At 34.5% G+C, this 17,129-nt stretch carries 14 protein-coding genes and 1 tRNA gene; 9 read left to right on the forward strand and 6 right to left on the reverse strand.

Annotated elements, in window-relative coordinates; genetic code table 11:
• Position 1 precedes the first annotated feature (1 nt).
• The 5 genes from ACFRAE_RS01305 to ACFRAE_RS01325 are packed head-to-tail and all read left to right on the forward strand — an operon-like array spanning position 2 to position 6,542.
• The gene (locus tag ACFRAE_RS01305) at positions 2–757 is read left to right on the forward strand and encodes a hypothetical protein (protein ID WP_422795305.1); all 756 of its coding nucleotides are present in this window, start codon (positions 2–4) and stop codon (positions 755–757) included.
• Between the two features lie 3 nt (positions 758–760).
• Complete coding sequence (locus ACFRAE_RS01310) at positions 761–2,368, forward strand: DUF5008 domain-containing protein (protein WP_422795306.1); 1,608 nt, start codon at positions 761–763, stop codon at positions 2,366–2,368.
• A gap of 9 nt (positions 2,369–2,377) precedes the next feature.
• On the forward strand, positions 2,378–4,096 hold the full coding sequence (locus ACFRAE_RS01315; protein WP_422795307.1) for a LamG-like jellyroll fold domain-containing protein: 1,719 nt from the start codon (positions 2,378–2,380) through the stop codon (positions 4,094–4,096).
• 9 nt (positions 4,097–4,105) lie between these two features.
• Entirely contained in the window at positions 4,106–5,491 is a 1,386-nt protein-coding gene (locus tag ACFRAE_RS01320) for a discoidin domain-containing protein (RefSeq protein WP_422795308.1), read from the forward strand.
• 19 nt (positions 5,492–5,510) lie between these two features.
• Positions 5,511–6,542, forward strand: a complete 1,032-nt coding sequence (locus ACFRAE_RS01325; RefSeq protein WP_422795309.1) for a PKD domain-containing protein — start codon at positions 5,511–5,513, stop codon at positions 6,540–6,542.
• Positions 6,543–6,921: 379 nt separating this feature from the next.
• On the opposite strand, the gene yajC is transcribed toward ACFRAE_RS01325, so the two are convergent.
• The 4 genes from yajC to ACFRAE_RS01345 are packed head-to-tail and all read right to left on the reverse strand — an operon-like array spanning position 6,922 to position 9,785.
• Positions 6,922–7,236 carry a preprotein translocase subunit YajC gene (gene yajC, locus ACFRAE_RS01330; RefSeq protein WP_422795310.1) on the reverse strand — a complete coding sequence of 105 codons (315 nt, stop codon included), beginning with the start codon at positions 7,234–7,236 and terminating at the stop codon, positions 6,922–6,924.
• Positions 7,237–7,265: 29 nt separating this feature from the next.
• Positions 7,266–7,706, reverse strand: a complete 441-nt coding sequence (locus ACFRAE_RS01335; protein ID WP_422795311.1) for a DUF1573 domain-containing protein — start codon at positions 7,704–7,706, stop codon at positions 7,266–7,268.
• 10 nt (positions 7,707–7,716) lie between these two features.
• The gene (nusB, locus tag ACFRAE_RS01340; protein ID WP_422795312.1) at positions 7,717–8,667 is read right to left on the reverse strand and encodes a transcription antitermination factor NusB; all 951 of its coding nucleotides are present in this window, start codon (positions 8,665–8,667) and stop codon (positions 7,717–7,719) included.
• Between the two features lie 47 nt (positions 8,668–8,714).
• A complete protein-coding gene (locus ACFRAE_RS01345) occupies positions 8,715–9,785 on the reverse strand; it encodes a Glu/Leu/Phe/Val family dehydrogenase (protein WP_422795313.1) in 1,071 nt (356 codons plus the stop codon).
• 146 nt (positions 9,786–9,931) lie between these two features.
• On the opposite strand from ACFRAE_RS01345, the gene ACFRAE_RS01350 reads away from it, so the two are divergent.
• From ACFRAE_RS01350 to ACFRAE_RS01365, 4 genes are all read left to right on the forward strand, one after another.
• The gene (locus tag ACFRAE_RS01350) at positions 9,932–11,704 is read left to right on the forward strand and encodes an ABC transporter ATP-binding protein (protein WP_422795314.1); all 1,773 of its coding nucleotides are present in this window, start codon (positions 9,932–9,934) and stop codon (positions 11,702–11,704) included.
• A gap of 295 nt (positions 11,705–11,999) precedes the next feature.
• Complete coding sequence (locus ACFRAE_RS01355) at positions 12,000–13,976, forward strand: DUF3857 domain-containing protein (protein ID WP_422795315.1); 1,977 nt, start codon at positions 12,000–12,002, stop codon at positions 13,974–13,976.
• Positions 13,969–15,879 (forward strand): DUF3857 domain-containing protein, encoded by a 1,911-nt coding sequence (locus ACFRAE_RS01360; RefSeq protein WP_422795316.1) that lies wholly within the window; start codon positions 13,969–13,971, stop codon positions 15,877–15,879. Before ACFRAE_RS01355 ends, ACFRAE_RS01360 begins: the two co-directional genes overlap by 8 nt.
• A 30-nt stretch (positions 15,880–15,909) precedes the next feature.
• A tRNA-Ala gene (locus ACFRAE_RS01365) sits at positions 15,910–15,983 on the forward strand.
• Positions 15,984–16,218: 235 nt separating this feature from the next.
• On the opposite strand, the gene rpmA is transcribed toward ACFRAE_RS01365, so the two are convergent.
• The gene (gene rpmA / locus ACFRAE_RS01370; RefSeq protein ID WP_422795317.1) at positions 16,219–16,482 is read right to left on the reverse strand and encodes a 50S ribosomal protein L27; all 264 of its coding nucleotides are present in this window, start codon (positions 16,480–16,482) and stop codon (positions 16,219–16,221) included.
• A 43-nt stretch (positions 16,483–16,525) separates the two neighbouring features.
• Positions 16,526–16,837: a 50S ribosomal protein L21 gene (gene rplU / locus ACFRAE_RS01375; RefSeq protein WP_099367640.1), complete on the reverse strand. Its 312-nt coding sequence runs from the start codon at positions 16,835–16,837 to the stop codon at positions 16,526–16,528.
• Between the last annotated feature and the right edge of the window lie 292 nt (positions 16,838–17,129).

The raw sequence follows: 17,129 nt of genomic DNA on the forward strand, positions 1-17,129 counted from the left end.
TATGAACATACAAAACACATTAAAAACAATAGTCTTCATTCTTTGTACAAGTATCCTAATGTATTCTTGTAGTAAGGACGAATATTATTCAGATGGAGGTCAAGCACAAGCAAAATTTGACGGGAGTATTTTAGATTATATGGATTCTAAACCTGTACTGTTTGACACAATTGCTCAAATAATCCGATTAGCAGGCTTAGAAGAGACGTTTAAAAATGACGAGTTTACATTTTTTGCTCCATCTGATCCTGATATTAAAGACTTAATAGGTTCATTAGAAAAAGGTGGATTGAACTCCCAATTATTTGGACTAGGATTAGATACCATAAAAAACTTGTCTGATGTAGATTCCGCGATTTGGAGAAATCATCTATTAAAATATATGTTTAGAGGAAAGAATTTATTAAAAGATTATCCTCAAATAGACTATTCTTTAATAAGCACCTTCCCGGGGCAACACTACATTTCCTTTGCAGGAAATATAACGAACATAGGTGTTGAATACCAAGACGTTATCCAATATGACGGAAACGGTAATGAAACTAGCAGGTTAAAATATATGGGGTATCGTCAATTGAATTTAAATTATATATCTGACGAAACAAATCCAAATAATTTTTGGCAGATCCCTGTCTCAAGTTCAGACATACAACCCAATAACGGAGTAATCCATGTTTTAAATTACACGAAGTCTTCATTCGGCTTGGATAATGGATCATGGGAAATTATTAACGATATTTTAGAAAGTAAGAGGTAACCCATGAAGATAAATCTATTCAATATTTTAGGATTAGCTTTTATATTAGCACTCTCTTCCTGTAATAAGGAAATAGAGTTTCACAGCAATCCTTACGAAGAGGGCAAGCAGGCAATAGGCATTGTGATGGAAAGAACACAATTGCCAAGTCCATCTGTTGGAACTCCCGGAACAGAAGTGAAAATTAAAGCAACAGGCCTTTTAGCCTTTCGGGAAAAACTAAAGTTTTTCTTTAATGGCCAAATCGCAGAGATCATTTCAGTAACAGACCAAGATCTGACAGTTAAAGTCCCAGAATTTGCAAGTTCTGGAATAACCTTTATCAATGTGGATGATATTGTAGTCTATGGACCTGAGTTTGATGTAGTTGGAAAGATTCAAATAGATCCTAGCTGGCAAGCTTTAATAGGTACTAATAATGGAATTAACAATCTTTTTGAAACTCCTGATGATAAAATTATTTATGTAGGTTCATTTACTAATTACGAAAATCGAGGTTTGGTAAAACCAATTAATCGCTTGGTTAGAACTTATAAAAATGGTAATTATGATGTGAGCTGGAGAACAGGAACAGGTGCTAATGGAAGTTTAAATTCCTTGGTACAAATTGGAAATCATTATTATATAGGTGGTGCATTTTCTGGTTACGATCAACGTCGAGATAATATTTCCAACTTAACCAGAATCCATGTAGCTGGACAAATTGATACCATGCCAGTTATTCCATTTAGAAGACCTGACCAAACGGATACTATCAAATATTATCCAACATTTAATGGAGGTTTTGAAGGTTCTGTGAATAAAATTTACAACCACGAGAACAAAATTCTTGCTGTTGGAAATTTCAGATACCATATTAATCGAATATACGGAAAACCAAATTTTATGGAAACCCGTGACTCGGTAATTTTGGATAGTACCGAAATAAGAAATGTGGCTCGATTGAACTTAGATGGAACATTAGATAAAACTTACCGATTCAATAACAACACTGCTTTGCCAGGTGCTAATGGAAACGTAAATTCTTATTTCCATGAGGAAGGAACCTTAAAAGGAAAATTATTAGTATACGGTAATTTTAACAGGTTTGACAATACTCCTGTTGGATACATTACGAGGTTAAATGCTAATGGTACTATAGACCAATCCTTTAATGTCGGTGGCGAAGGTGCTAACTATAGAATATCGAATGTATCTTATAATGAAACAACTGGGAAATATATTCTTGTTGGGGATTTCAGATCATTTAATGGGGTAAATACTCCAAAAATGGTCATGCTTAATTCCGATGGATCTATTGATGATAGTTTTAAAGTTCAAGTTTTTGATACTGGAAGTCCATCATTCGCTCAACAATTAGATGATGGCCTAATAGTAGTAAGTGGACAATTTAATAATTACGGTGGAATCATTAGAAAAAGATTTATGATTTTGGATAGTAGTGGTCAACTAGCTTCAGGTTTAAATACCACAGGAATGCTGAATGGCAGTTTATCTAAAGTGGTAGAAACACAATCTGATGATGGCCGACGCGCACTATTGTTAATTGGATACTTCTCAAAATTTGATGAATATAATCCTCAAAATATTATCCGATTAATTATCGAATAAATGAACGTTATGAAAAAGATGATAAACAAGATAGTTCTAAGTTGCATGCTATTTACGGTTGCTGTTTTATCTCAATCGTGCAATGAAGAATTTAGTAAGATTCTCCCAGAGACTGGTGAAGAAAATGTGGATGTATTATATGGTAAACCGAAAGTTTTACTCATCATTGCTGACGGAGCAAGGGGTGAATCGGTACGAACTGCTAACATTAGTAACTTAAATTCAATAATACCAAACTCCATTTATTCGTGGGTTTCATTAAGTGAAGAGAATGCATTAGCTATTCAATCTAACTGGACTAATATATTAACTGGTGTAAATTATACTAAACACGGTGTTCGGGATAATGATTACTCGTTAAATAAATTGGAAGATTATCCTTTGGTATTTAAACGTATACTTCAGGAAAATGAAGATGCTAAAATGAGTATTGTCAGCCCATCTTCCCAATTCATTGACGAATATGCAACTGGTATTACAGGAGTAAGCGCTCAAAATGATGCCGATGTAACCACAAAAACAGTGGATCAGCTTAAGGCTGAAGATATTGATTTTGTAACTGCCCATTTTACAGATATTGAAACTGCAGGAAAAGAAGTAGGTTATGATAACTCCTTCCCTACTTACAAAGCAAGTATTGAAAAATTTGATGGACAAGTTGGTGAAATATTAGCAGGTTTAAGAAGTCGGAGTAATTTTGATAAAGAAAATTGGTTGGTAGTGATTACCTCTAGCCAAGGTGGATTTGCGGAAATTCCAGATAATCAAAATGATAACACGATATTTAGTAATCCCAATCTAAATACCTTCACAATAATGTATACCCCTAAATTTACTTCTAAATATGTAGGGAAGCCATTTATAGGTAATAAATATATTGGTGATTTTATGTTGTTTAAAGGTCAGAATTACGCAGAACTGAATGAAGGCGATAATGATGTCTTCAACTTAGGCTTAAATGATTTTACCATTGAATTTAAAATCAAAAAGAATAAAGGATCAAATAATACCTATAGTTTTAGTTATCCATCTGTAGTTGGAAAAAGACTACACTGGCAATCCGATTGGGATAGGGAAACAGACGGTATTGGTTGGGTCATTCACCTAGCTGGAGAGTCTTGGATATTCAATGCTCGAGGTGATAAAGGAACTGGTGAAGTTAAAGCTGATAAAAATCTTAATCGAGGCACTTGGAATTCCATTACCGTTACAGGAAGTACTAAAGATGGAGTCAGAACAGTGCGTTTATACACCAATGGTGAATTGTCTAAAGAAGGTAATATTACTGGTTGGGGGGCGATTAACTCAGCTGCCAAGCTACGTGTAGGCTATCTACCCAATAAGAATGGTTGGGCATCCGATGCTTATGTTGCAGATGTTAAAATTTGGAAGGCTGCACTTTCACCTGATGTAGTTAAACAATTCAGCTGTGAAATTGGTGTATCTCCAAATCATCCTTATTATGGATTCTTGGCAGGAAACTGGCCTTTAACGGGTACTGATCAAAATCAATTGTTTGATGACGGCCCATTAGGTAACCACTTGACTACCGGAAGTAACAACTACCCTATCGCTCGTTTAAATGATTATATGTGTGCGCCTACCTCCAGTAGTCTGGCGGCAATGGTGCCTAGAAATTTGGATATTGCCACTCAAATTATCAGCTGGTTAAAAGTACCAAGACAAACAAGCTGGCAATTGGATGGTAGAGTTTGGATCGATAAATAGAATAGCATTATGAAAAAACAGTTAAATCATATAAAAACACTCTGCTTATTATCTGCATTGCTACTTGCTAGTTGTAGTGAAGATACATTACAGGAATTCAACATTCAACCTGGCTCACCAACTTCGGTGAGCTCAGGAACTGTTATAGGTGACATTATTAAAACGAATACTGACCTAACAATTCCAGTAGGATTAAAGTTGAGTAATGCAGCTTCAAAAGCGTTTGAGGTGACTTTTGAAGTCGATCAAGAAGCTGCCGAAGCATACATTAGTAGTTCTAATTTAGGTGCTACCCATGTTGTTGCTAGTTCGGGCTCCCTATTTCTACCGAACTCTACAAAAGTAAATTTTGGATCAGATGCAACGCAATTTAATATCAAAATTACCCGTACAGAGGTGGAACAATATTTTGATAAAACGATTGTAATAGGTTACCGAATTACCAATGCTGGGAAAGGAAACAGCATCGATCCAAATAATGCCAAAGGTGTTATTGTGTTAAAAGTATCTGATCTAATTAGCACTGATGATATTCATTATTTATCGCTAGTGAATGGAGCAGGACAAGTTTTAGAGGCTAAAAACCAAGTAAATTATGAAGGTTCCTCTTCCGGTATGAGTATTCCTATCGGTATTAGCTTGGCAAGCTTTCCAGGTTCTACATTTTTTGTTGATGTGGAAACATCTACAGATACTATCGCTAGCTTAATTGCGCAAGGTATTTTACCAGCTAACACCGTTCCATTACAAACTGGTAAATATACTTTACCAGCTAGAGTACAGGTAGCTAGCAATGCAAAAACAGCAAATTTAAACTTAGATATCCCATGGTCAGTGATCAATGAGAATATTGACAATAAATTAGCTATTGTAGTAAAATTAGCTTCTTCCACCCTACATGTAATTAACCCTGAGAAGAATTATACCATTCTTTTAATAGATTCCAAAAATGTGGTTGAAGTTGATGTTACAGGAGATCGTTCTAACTTTTTTGTAAATAGAGACAATAATAGTGGGCCAAACTCAAATGAAGGTTCTTTAAAATTGGTCGATGGAAATTATGGAAGTAAATTCCTCCAATCAAGTTTTACAGGTGACCTACAGTGTACTTTGATTTTCAATACTCCACAAAAAATCGGTGCTTATACCTTAACTTCTGGGGGCGATGCAAAGGAAAGAGATCCTAATGCTTGGTTTTTAGAAGGATCTAATGATGGTGTCAATTGGACAACAGTAGATACAAGGTCTGGGGTTGATTTTGCTACTCGTTTATTGACAAAACGATTTGATATCGATATTCCACAGGCCTTTACTCAATTTAGATTAAACATTACTTCAAATGTAGGAAATAACTTATTTCAAGCATCAGAGTGGCGTTTAGTTAGATTCCCATAACTATTAATATACGACGATTATGAAATTTTTAAACATATTTTATTGTTGCCTATTCTTCTCGCTTGTATTAAGTGGATGCGGAAAGGAAGAGAAAGTACCTGTTCTCATTGAAGAGGCACCCAAACCAGCAGCTGGATTTGAGTTTGAATTGGTGGATCCTAATGATCCATTTACCTACAAGTTCACCAATAAATCTTCGAACTATAAGGATGTACGATGGAATTTTGCAGATGACAGTACCTCATCAGAAGCATCACCCGTTCATACCTTCTTGTATACTGGTACATTTAATGTGAAATTAGTGGTACTAAACGAAGATGGCTATTGGGCGCAACGTGAGGAAACTATTCGAATTAATCCATCGAGTTTAATTAATGTGATCACGGCTCCAGCAGGAGCTGGAAAGTTAAAGATCAGTTATGAGACCAATATGAATGTTGGAAGCACTAGCTGGTTAGATGGATATACAAATGCTGCTCCGGTGATCTCTAATGAGGATAATACTGAATTAACTTTTGATGCAGGTGCATTTAAAGAGATTAAATTGAATATTAAGACTCCAAAAGGATCTATCGCATATTTAAATCTATTAGTTGCCGAATTAGGTATAATTAAAGATATAACTAATGTAGATAATACCTTCACAATCTCTCATGAAAATGGAGGTGGACCAGATGGAGGTGAAGGTTCTAAAAAACTAATTGACAATAACACGAGAACCAAAGTCTTTTTAGGCGGTGTTGGAAATAATCTTTCCTGGAGGTTTGAGTATTTTGTTCCTCAAATTGTCAATGGATACCGCATGACTTCAGGAAATGATGCTCCAGAACGAGATCCTAAAGCTTGGAGAATTGAAGGTTCTCAAGATGGTCAAACCTGGACTACTGTTGATCAAAGATCCAATGAAGAGTGGACAGATAGGTATCAGTCAAGAACATTCATATTTGATAACAATACCGCTTACAAGCACTATCGTTTTTCAATGACGGAATTACGTTCAGGAACTAATTTCCAAATGTCTGAAGTTCGATTATTTAATATTCCAAAATAAATTATTACTGATGATTTATAGAATCATCAGTAATAAAACATTTAGCCAGTTGAGAAAACTGCCTAGACCGATGATAATTCATTCGGTGACTGTTAGGGGCTGCATTTATGCAGCCCTTTTTTTATATCAGGATGTATTATAACCAATAACTTTTGCATGACTAAAGGACTAATGACCTAGTCCCTTAACAAGCAGCTGATAGCCTATTCAGATGAATGGGTAGGTAAATTAACGCAATGAACAAGGAGTCTTCAAGAGATCAAACAAAACCATCAATAGTGCTTTAAATGCCAAACACATTCCTATAAAAGCATAAAAAGAGCCGTATGATAATCATACGGCTCTTTTTATGCTTTGTTATAAAGTCTTAAGCGAAAGCTTAAGCAGTTTTTTCAGTATTCAAAGCTTTAGAAGCTTCCAATGATATTGCAGATTTGTCAAAACGAATCTTTACACCATTACCTACATCTACTAAAAAGGTTTTATCGCCTACTTCTACAATACGGCCATGTATGCCTGCAGTAGTAACAACACGAGTGTTCACATCAATTTCTTCGATATATTTTTTATGGTCTTTTTGTTTTTTCATTTGAGGTCTTATCATGAAGAAGTAGAAAACCACCACAATAAGAATCATTGGTAAAAATTGCATCAAGCCACTTCCTTGAGCTTGCAATAAAATAGTTGAAATCATTTTTATTTAATTTTAATAGTTTTAAGTTATTAGATTGCTTCTACTTGACCCTTCAATTGTACAGTTACAATATTAGACTCCGCATTTGAAGCAACAGTAATTATCTTTTGTTGTTGACCAGTCTGTCCTTCCGTATTAAACTCTACAGAAATTTCCCCAGACTTACCTGGCAATACCGGTGTTGTACTGTAGGAAGGTGTCGTACAGCCACAACTGGCAGAAACTTGAGAAATAATGATTGGGTGATTTCCTGTGTTTTCGAAAGTAAATACATGTTTTACTACTTCACCTTCTTTAACTTTTCCAAAATCAAATTCAGACTCTTTAAAAGTCATAATGCCAATACCATCAGAAGCACTCGTAGAGTCCACATTTTCTGTTTCTTGAGTGCCTTTATTCGCATCTGCCGATTGGTTACAAGATGCTATTAAAAATGACAAAGACAGAAAACCAAAAAATAATTTTTTCATATGTTTAAGATTATGCTATTAAACCCCTACCCTCTTTTTTAATTCTTTTTTGAGCGATTAGGTCTGCTAATATTTTATCTAAAATTCCGTTAATAAAGGTACTACTTTTTAACGTACTGAACGATTTAGAAAGCTCAATATATTCATTAATTGTCACTTTTACAGGAATCGTTGGGAAATGAATTAATTCTGTAATAGCCATACGCATTAAAATATTATCTAATAATGCGATCCTATCCGATTCCCAGTTCTTTGTTTTAGCAGAAATTAAGTCTTGGAATTCCTTAGCGTATTTAATACTTCCTTTTAACAAATCAAGAATAAAATCCCTATCCTCAATCCAACTAGGTGTTAATTCGGCAAGGTTGTTTTTTGAAGGCACCTCATTGCTGAAATTTTTAAAAGTTTTGGCAATCATCGCTTGTAGCACTTCCTTATCGACTTGCCAATTAATGAAACGCTCTTCCAATGCTTGTTCAACATCAGGAGATTTTAATATAATTTTTTTGAAAATATGCTTTACGATGTCTTTTTCTGCAGAGATAGAACGATCTTCCAGTTTTAAGTAATCCAAATAGGCTTCTGAATCTTTCAATTGAGCAAAAATAGAACGCACAATCTCAGGATCATAACTCCAATCTACATTGAATTTCTTTACTTTCTCAAGATAAGCTCTATTTTGACGTAAAGATTCAATGAAAGTGTTGGTATTTAATTTTGTTGAGGTATAGGATTTATCCTTTTCTGTAGGTATCCATTTATTAGAAATGCCTTCCACATCTTTTAATACATATTCAGAAACTTCATCCAGCAGGTTGAGTGTCCAAATATACATTTCATCTACCTCTTCCACATTTTTAAGTAAACCTTTCTCAAAGTTTACAATGGCTTTGTCGTCTGACAAATTGTAAGCATACAATACTTGCATGACTTTTACCCGTAGGTGTCTTCTATTTAGCATAAATTATTGGTAAGAACGAGTATGAATAAAGAACGATATTATACTACTTATTTTAATTTTTTCATATCAAGAATACGCTTTTCAGCAATCTCTTTAGCTGCTTGATGCGTAGATATATTTTCTTCTTTTGCTTTCTGAATTACATGTCTTGTCGCAGTGTAAATATGTCTAACCAAATGGTCTGTACGTTCTGCTCCATAACCTTCCAATTCTGAATAGCAACTTATTAAAGCTCCTGCGTTGATTAAAAAATCAGGCGTATATAAAATATTATTTTCTTTTAACAGTGCTGTGGTACGTTCTTCCTCCAACAATTGATTATTGGCAGATCCAGCAATTATTTTACATCGCATGCGGGCCACAGTATCCGGATTAACAGTGCCTCCTAAAGCACATGGTGCATAAACATCGGCGTCTAGTTCGAAGCTAGTAGAATAAGTAATAGGTTCCGCTTTATATTTAGCTGCAATTTTCATTTTACGTTCTTCGGTCATATCCGAAACATAAACACGCGCATTTTCCGCTCTTAATAAAGAAACCAAATGTTCTCCAACACTTCCTACTCCTTGAACAGCGATTTTTCTACCTGCTAAATTCTCATCCCCATAAAGCTCTTTGATAGCCGCCTTAATACCGTAAAAAACACCTTTAGCCGCAAATACAGTGGTATCTCCTGAGCCATTTAACGATGTTGGTAATCCAGCAACATAATTAGTCTCTGCATGAATATGTTCCAAGTCTTTTTGAGTTGTACCTACGTCAATAGAAGCGATAAAATTACCATTTAAACCTTCAATAAATCTTCCAAAACGACGCATTAAAACTTCCGTTTTTTCTGTTCTATTATTTCCAATGATAATTGCAGAACCTCCACCTAAATTTAAGCCAGCAAGAGAAGCTTTATAAGTAATGGCTTTAGACAATCGCAAAGCATCCTCAATAGCTTCAGCTTCGGTATTGTAAGGTAACATCCGCACACCACCAATCGCAGGACCTAATGTGGTATCATGAATAGCCACAATAGCTTTTAGACCTACTTCTTTATCATTGCAAACAAAAATATTTTGATGGTCTGAGACGCGCATCAGATCAAAAAGAGAGGAAGAGTCATTAAACATAAAAAATAAAAATTTACAGCTACAAAATTAAGAAATTATTTAGTTCTATTGGCAGTTGATAGAAAATATTAATAATTGCTAAACTATTACATTCATCAGAGGCTTGTAAGTCAAATAATTTAAAATTATACCTTACTTTTGTTTTGATGAAAGAACTGGCCTATCTCAATAAATTTTTTTACAAATATCGGTGGCGACTTATCCCTGGGGTAATATTTGTAATTATTTCCAATTATTTCGGCATTCTTCCTGCTCAAGTCATTCGCGAAGCCTTCGATTTAGTAAAAGAAAACATAGACTTATATCGATTGTATGATGGTTTTGACCGCCAAAAAATCATTTACGATTTATTTGGATATAGTTTGTTGTTTTTCGGTGCCGTAGTATTAATCCTTGCATTATTACGAGGAATCTTTCTATTTATGATGAGGCAAACACTTATTCTGACCTCCAGACATATTGAATATGATATCAAAAATGAAATATACGATCATTACCAACAATTAGATTTTGCGTTCTATAGACGAAATAACACTGGCGATTTAATGAGTCGGGCCACTGAAGATGTAAATCAAGTTCGGAATTACTTAGGGCCTGCCATCATGTACGCGATTAATACCGTTGTACTTTCCATCATGATTATTTATGCCATGTATAGTGTAAATGCGAAATTGGCTACCTACGCGTTACTCCCTATACCCATTATATCGATCATCATATTGTTTGTGAATAAAGTCATGAACCGAAGAAGCGAAAGAATTCAAAGGCAGCTTTCCCAATTATCCTCCTTTGTTCAAGAAACATTTTCGGGCATACGCGTCATCAAATCCTACAGTAGAGAAGAAGATATTATACAGAATTTCAAAAAAGAAAGTGATCATTATAAGACCATCAATTTAAACCTAGTTAAAGTTCAAGCGATATTTTTCCCATTGATCATTTTTCTAGTTGGATTCAGCACCATTATAACCGTATATATTGGCGGTTTGGAAGTAAATAATGGCAATATCACCGCTGGTAATATTGCAGAATTCATCATTTATGTAAATCAATTGACCTTTCCAGCCATGTCTTTGGCTTGGGTCACCTCGCTTATACAGCGAGCTGCAGCCTCCCAAAAAAGAATCAATGAATTTCTTCAAACAAAATCTGATATCGTCGATGGTACACAATCCCCCGTATTATCAGGAGCTATAGAAGTCCAAAACATTTCATTTACCTATCCAGATACTGGAATAACGGCCATTGACAATGTAAGTTTTACTATTCCTGTTGGAAAAACATTGGCTATCATTGGAAAAACAGGATCTGGGAAATCTACCTTAGCCAATCTTTTACTACGCATGTACGATGTAGACCAAGGTCAGATTAAAATAGATGGCTTAGATATTCAGCAGCTCAAACAACATTCCCTAAGGTCTCAAATCGGATTTGTTCCGCAGCAAGTTTTCCTTTTTTCAGATACCATAGCTCGAAATATTGCCTTTGGACTAGACAAACTCCAAATGGACGATGTAGAACAAGCAGCAAAAGATGCAGCTGTATATGATAATATAAAAGGCTTTGAAGAAGGATTTAACACCCACATAGGTGAACGAGGCATTACCCTTTCTGGTGGTCAGAAACAACGGGTTTCTATTGCAAGAGCCCTCATTAAAGATCCCAAAATATTGATATTTGATGATTGCTTATCAGCTGTTGACACAAAAACTGAAGAAGAAATATTATACAATCTAAGCCGAATCATGGCAGGAAAAACAGCAATTATTATTGCACATAGAATTTCCACTATTAAAAATGCCGATCATATCTTAGTATTAGATGAAGGCAGAATCATTGAATCAGGAACGCATGAGCAATTATTAGCTATCGGACAAGAATACGCTTCACTTTATGAAAAACAGTTGCTCGAAGCTTAGTTAATACGTTTAATCGGTTTCATATTTTTGAAAAGATGGCTATTCCAAGCCTTCTAAAAATAGGCGAATGATAAACTTCGGCCTTAGAATTCCTGAATGATAAAAATTAAAGTTTCCCTATAATTATTAGTCATTTAAGCTATTAGTTTATTAAAACATTAAATTCTATATTAACTATACTGTAAATTGTGTTTTTAAAATTGAATTCAGTATATATATTAAGGAATATTTCAAATTCTTGAATTATTAGATAAATAATATTATTAACTTAGTCTTAATTATCACCAATTATTGTATGAAATTTTTAAAAACTCTCATCTTAGCTTTTCTTTGGAGTCCCATTGGTTATGCCCAAGATTCACCAATGCCTAAAATTGAAGCGAATCAATTCACAAATGATCATAGCTTGATTGATACTTCTGCAAATGCGATAGTTCTTTTTGAATATGGACGATCTGAATTAGAATATGTGGAAAGTGAAAGGCAATTGATGGTTTCGCATATCAAACATGTACGTATCAAAATATTCAATAAAGACGAGTCTGAAGATGCAAATATTGTAATCCCTTTGTACAAATATGGAAATACGTTTGAATACCTAAGGGAATTAAAGGGTAAAACCTATAATTATGAAAATGGAACTATTGTTACGACTGACTTGGAAAAAAGCGCAATATTCAACGAGAAATCATCAGAATATTTGAACCTGACCAAGTTTACCTTACCGAACATCAAAAACAATTCAATTATCGAATATAGTTACCGTTTTTACACACCCAATGTACATAACTTTAAAAAATGGAATTTTCAGAGTGATATACCGAAATTATACAGTGAATATGTTGCTGTAATCCCCTCCGTTTTTGAATACAACGTCAATTTGAAAGGACATTATCCCCTAAGTGACCAGAAATCTGAATTACTTTCTAAAAACTTTTTATGGGGTGGTCAGCGTCAAGATTGTTCTAAAATGACTTACATCATGAGGGAGCTTCCTGCCTTTAAAGAAGAGGCCTTTATGTTGGCTCCAGTAAATTACATTTCGTCTATAAATTTTGAAATGAGAACCTTTCATGATGCGAATGGAGGATTTAAAAATTTCACTAGAAAATGGTCTGATATCGATTTAGAACTAATGACAGACAAAGAATTTGGCGGACAAATAAAAAATAAGGGAGCATTTAAAACTATTCTTCCTGAAATTATTAAGGCGGATCAAAATAAATTAGAACAAGCCAAATCGATCTATTACTATATTCAAAAAAATATAGTTTGGAATGAGTTTTTAGGTAAGTATTCCCAAGATGGTGTAAAAAAAGCCCTCGAACAAAAAAAGGGTAATATCGCTGATATCAATTTTAGTTTAATCGCTGCACTATCGGCAGCAGAAATTGAAGCTTATCCTGTGTTATTTTCCACGCGTAACAATGGAATTCCGAGTTATATTTTCCCCGTTATGTCTGATTTTAATGGGGTATTATGCTTAGCAAAGATTGACGGAAAAGATTATTTATTAGACGCCTCCAAATCCTTATTACCATTTGGCGAACTGTCTATTTCCTCCATCAATGATCGTGGTCGCATAGTCTATTCAAAAGATAAATCCGACTGGATCGAATTGATTAATACCGTTCCCTCCAAAACATTCTACAATATTATAGGGAAAATAAATGAGGAGGGCATATTGAGTGGAAATATCCGAATCCAAACAAGCGGTTTAGAAGCTTATCAAAAAAGATTTGAAATTGAAGAATATAACTCGATTGAAGAGTATGAAGAAAAACTAATAGAAAAAACGACTAATTTCAAAATTAAATCCAGTAAACTTGAAAATCTCGAAAATTTAGAAAGTTTTATGGTAGAGACGATCGAGTTTGAATTGAATTTAAGAGATAATTTTAATGAGGCAAGAATCTTATTTAACCCCATATTTTACGAAAGAACAACTAAAAACCCATTTAATCTGGAAGAGCGAAAATTTCATGTGGATTTAGGTGCCGCTAGGCATGAAAGCTATAATATTAATATTTCTATCCCAGAAAAATACAACCTAAGTGGAGGTCCAAAAAACATGTCCTTGGTATTACCTGAGTCTGCAGCAAAATTTTCTTATCGATCTATATTTGAAAACAATCAACTCATGATTAGGCAAGAAACTTTTTTAAATAATGCCTTGTATTCGCCTGATGAATACTTTCATTTAAAAGAACTTTTCTCAAGGATTATTCAACAACAAAATACAGACTTTCAATTCACTAAAAAAAATGATTAATAAGCTGCTTATTTTCTTTCTTACTTTTTTTATTTCAATTGCTACTGGATATGCTCAATTTGACAGCAATTCAATTCCGAAGAACCTATTAAGCCGTGCTTCCGCCACCGTTCGTGATGAAAATAAATCCATATGGATAAAATCACCTACAGAAATGGTAGAGACAGGCAACCGCGTGATTACAATCCATAATAAATCCGGTGATGATTATGGGGAAATTTCATTTTATTACAATAAGTCAAAGCAAATCAAAGAAATCAAAGGAGAGGTATTTGATGCCGACGGTAAATCAATCAAAAAATTCTCAATGAAAGACTTTCAGGATCAGAGTGCAAGTTCCGAATCGAGTCTTTTTGATGATTATCGCGTCAAGTCCTTTCAGTATAACAACATCAATTACCCCTATACCATCAGTTACGAATTTGAGATTAGGCATAATCAAAATTTAGTTATTTCTGCTTGGAGACCAAATTTTTACCACGATTTATCCATAGAAAAAAGCAGTTATAAAATCATCTCCTCCCCCAACGAAGAACTGCGAATTAACACAAAAAACTTGATTTCAGAGGCCGTAACATCGTCTACTGAAAAACAAAAAACTTGGGAATGGAAAGTAGAAAATATTGCTGCTAACAGATTGGAAGCCTATAGCCCTAACCGTGATAACTTGTGTGTTTCTGTAGAAGTCGTTCCTCATACCTTCCAATACTATAAAAGTAAAGGTCAATTTAACGATTGGAAGTCCTTTGGCTTATGGATGAATGAAACCTTATTAAAAGATAAGCGGAAACTACCCGAACCAACCATTGCATTAGTTAAGGAAATGACCAAGGATCTATCTACAGATCGTGAAAAAGCTAAAAAACTTTATGAATATTTACAAACAAAGACGAGATATATCAGTATACAAGTAGGAATTGGAGGATTTGAGCCATTCCCAGCTTCGGAGGTCGATCGTTTAGGGTATGGAGATTGTAAAGCACTAGTCAATTATATGCAAGCATTATTGGATGTGGTGAATATCCCTTCTTATTATTGCATTGTAGAAGCTGGGCCCAGCAAAATTGATGTAGACCCTTCATTTGCCAATATCGTGGATGGAAACCATATCATCCTATGTTTACCTTTTGAAAAAGATACCACTTGGCTTGAATGTACAAGTCAACAGATGCCTTTCGGATATTTAGGCGATTTCACAGATGATCGATTGGTATTAGCTTGTACCAAGGAAGGCGGGAAAATACTTAGAACGTCTATTTATCCTTATAACGAGAACTTACAAGAGCGTACAGCTAAATTAGTTATGGATGAGAAAGGCAAACTATCCGGAGAACTCATCACAAAATTTTCTGGTACTCAATTCGATAATCATTTTGCAAATTACAATAAGAATAAAGATCAACAGATCAAAAACCTTAAAAACTGGTACAATATCAATCGGATCAATTTTAATTCCATCCATTATACGTTAGATAATGTCAGCGAACCGATTTTAACAGAGACTATTCAAATTGACATTGAAGGTTATGGGATCCTGAATGAACAAAATATGACGATATTGCCAAATGTGTTCAATAGGACTCGACCAATACCTACTATCAACAATAGGCAAAATCCAGTAAAAATACATCGAGGGTATACTGATATTGATGAAATTGAAATAACCTTGCCCAAAAATTTAATTCCAATCATTAAACCAATGAATAAGAAAGTAGATTCTCCGATGGGACAGATTGAATTCTCCATAGCTATCCAAGAAGATAAAATGATTTGCTATCGAAAAATACAAATTAAAGAAGGTGAATATCCAGCCGCCTCCTATGAGCAATTTAACCATATGATAACGGAAACTACATTTATGGATGGTACTAGATATAATTTACCTTTAATCAATAAAAAATAAAACTATTTGCTATATTTGGCTCCAGCAAACGGGGGATTAGCTCAGTTGGCTAGAGCGCTTGCCTGGCAGGCAAGAGGCCATCGGTTCGAATCCGTTATCCTCCACAAAATAAAGAGTCAAACTATTCCTCAACTAATAGTTTGACTCTTTTTTGTGCTCTATGAATTTCCTGAATGAATCCAATAGTTTAAACCGTTCAGCATATAATCCTAAATATTCACAACAATAGGATTCGCCGCGAGGAAAAGATCCAACAAAACTACCCGAGATCTATAAAAAAACGGTAAAAAAAATAAAGCCTCCCAAATTGGAAGGCTTTATTTTTTATATTTTGTAATCTTAGTTTTGCTCAGTAGGTAATACTGAAACATAAGATTTATTGTTTGCTTTTTTACGGAAAACTACAGTTCCATCAATTAAAGCATATAAGGTATGATCTTTACCGATTCCAACATTAGCCTCAGGGTTGTGTTGAGTACCGCGTTGGCGAACGATAATGTTACCAGCGATCGCTTTTTGACCACCAAAAATCTTAATACCTAATCTCTTACTGTGTGACTCACGGCCGTTCTTGGAACTACCCGCACCTTTTTTGTGTGCCATTTCTTTATCTTAATTTATGACTTACGTCAGATTAAAAATTCAATTATAAACTGATACCAGTAATCTGGATTTTAGTGAAGTGTTGACGGTGACCGTTTTTCTTCTTGTAACCTTTACGACGTTTCTTTTTGAAAACGATAACTTTCTCACCTTTCAAATGTGACAAAATAGTAGCCGAAACTTTAGCACCTGAGATACTTGGAGTACCTACAGTAAACTTACCACCGTCTTCTGCTAACAATACATTGTCAAATTCAATACTAGCGCCTTCGTCTCCTTGTAAACGGTGTACAAAAAGATATTGGTCTTTTGCAACCTTAAATTGCTGTCCTGCTATATTTACTATTGCGTACATTGTTATAAATAAATTTGTTAATATTTTATGAGTTGCAAAGATAAAAGTAAATTTCCATTTCTACAATTATTTTTTACTTTATATTCCGTAAATCAGGGAATAAATGCTCGTTTTGTCATCCATTTAAGCTCTTTTCACCCCTATCAAACCCGTATATTTATCTCACGCTCCCAAATTACTGTTTAAACTAACCCTTGCCTGTCCCCTATGCGGAGGCTATTATCAATGCTATACAAACAACTCGAAAACAAAAGCTCCCAATCTTATGGAATGGGAGCTTTTTAAATATAAT

Origin of the sequence: Sphingobacterium sp. HJSM2_6 (genome assembly GCF_049316305.1) — a bacterium.
Classification (GTDB): domain Bacteria; phylum Bacteroidota; class Bacteroidia; order Sphingobacteriales; family Sphingobacteriaceae; genus Sphingobacterium.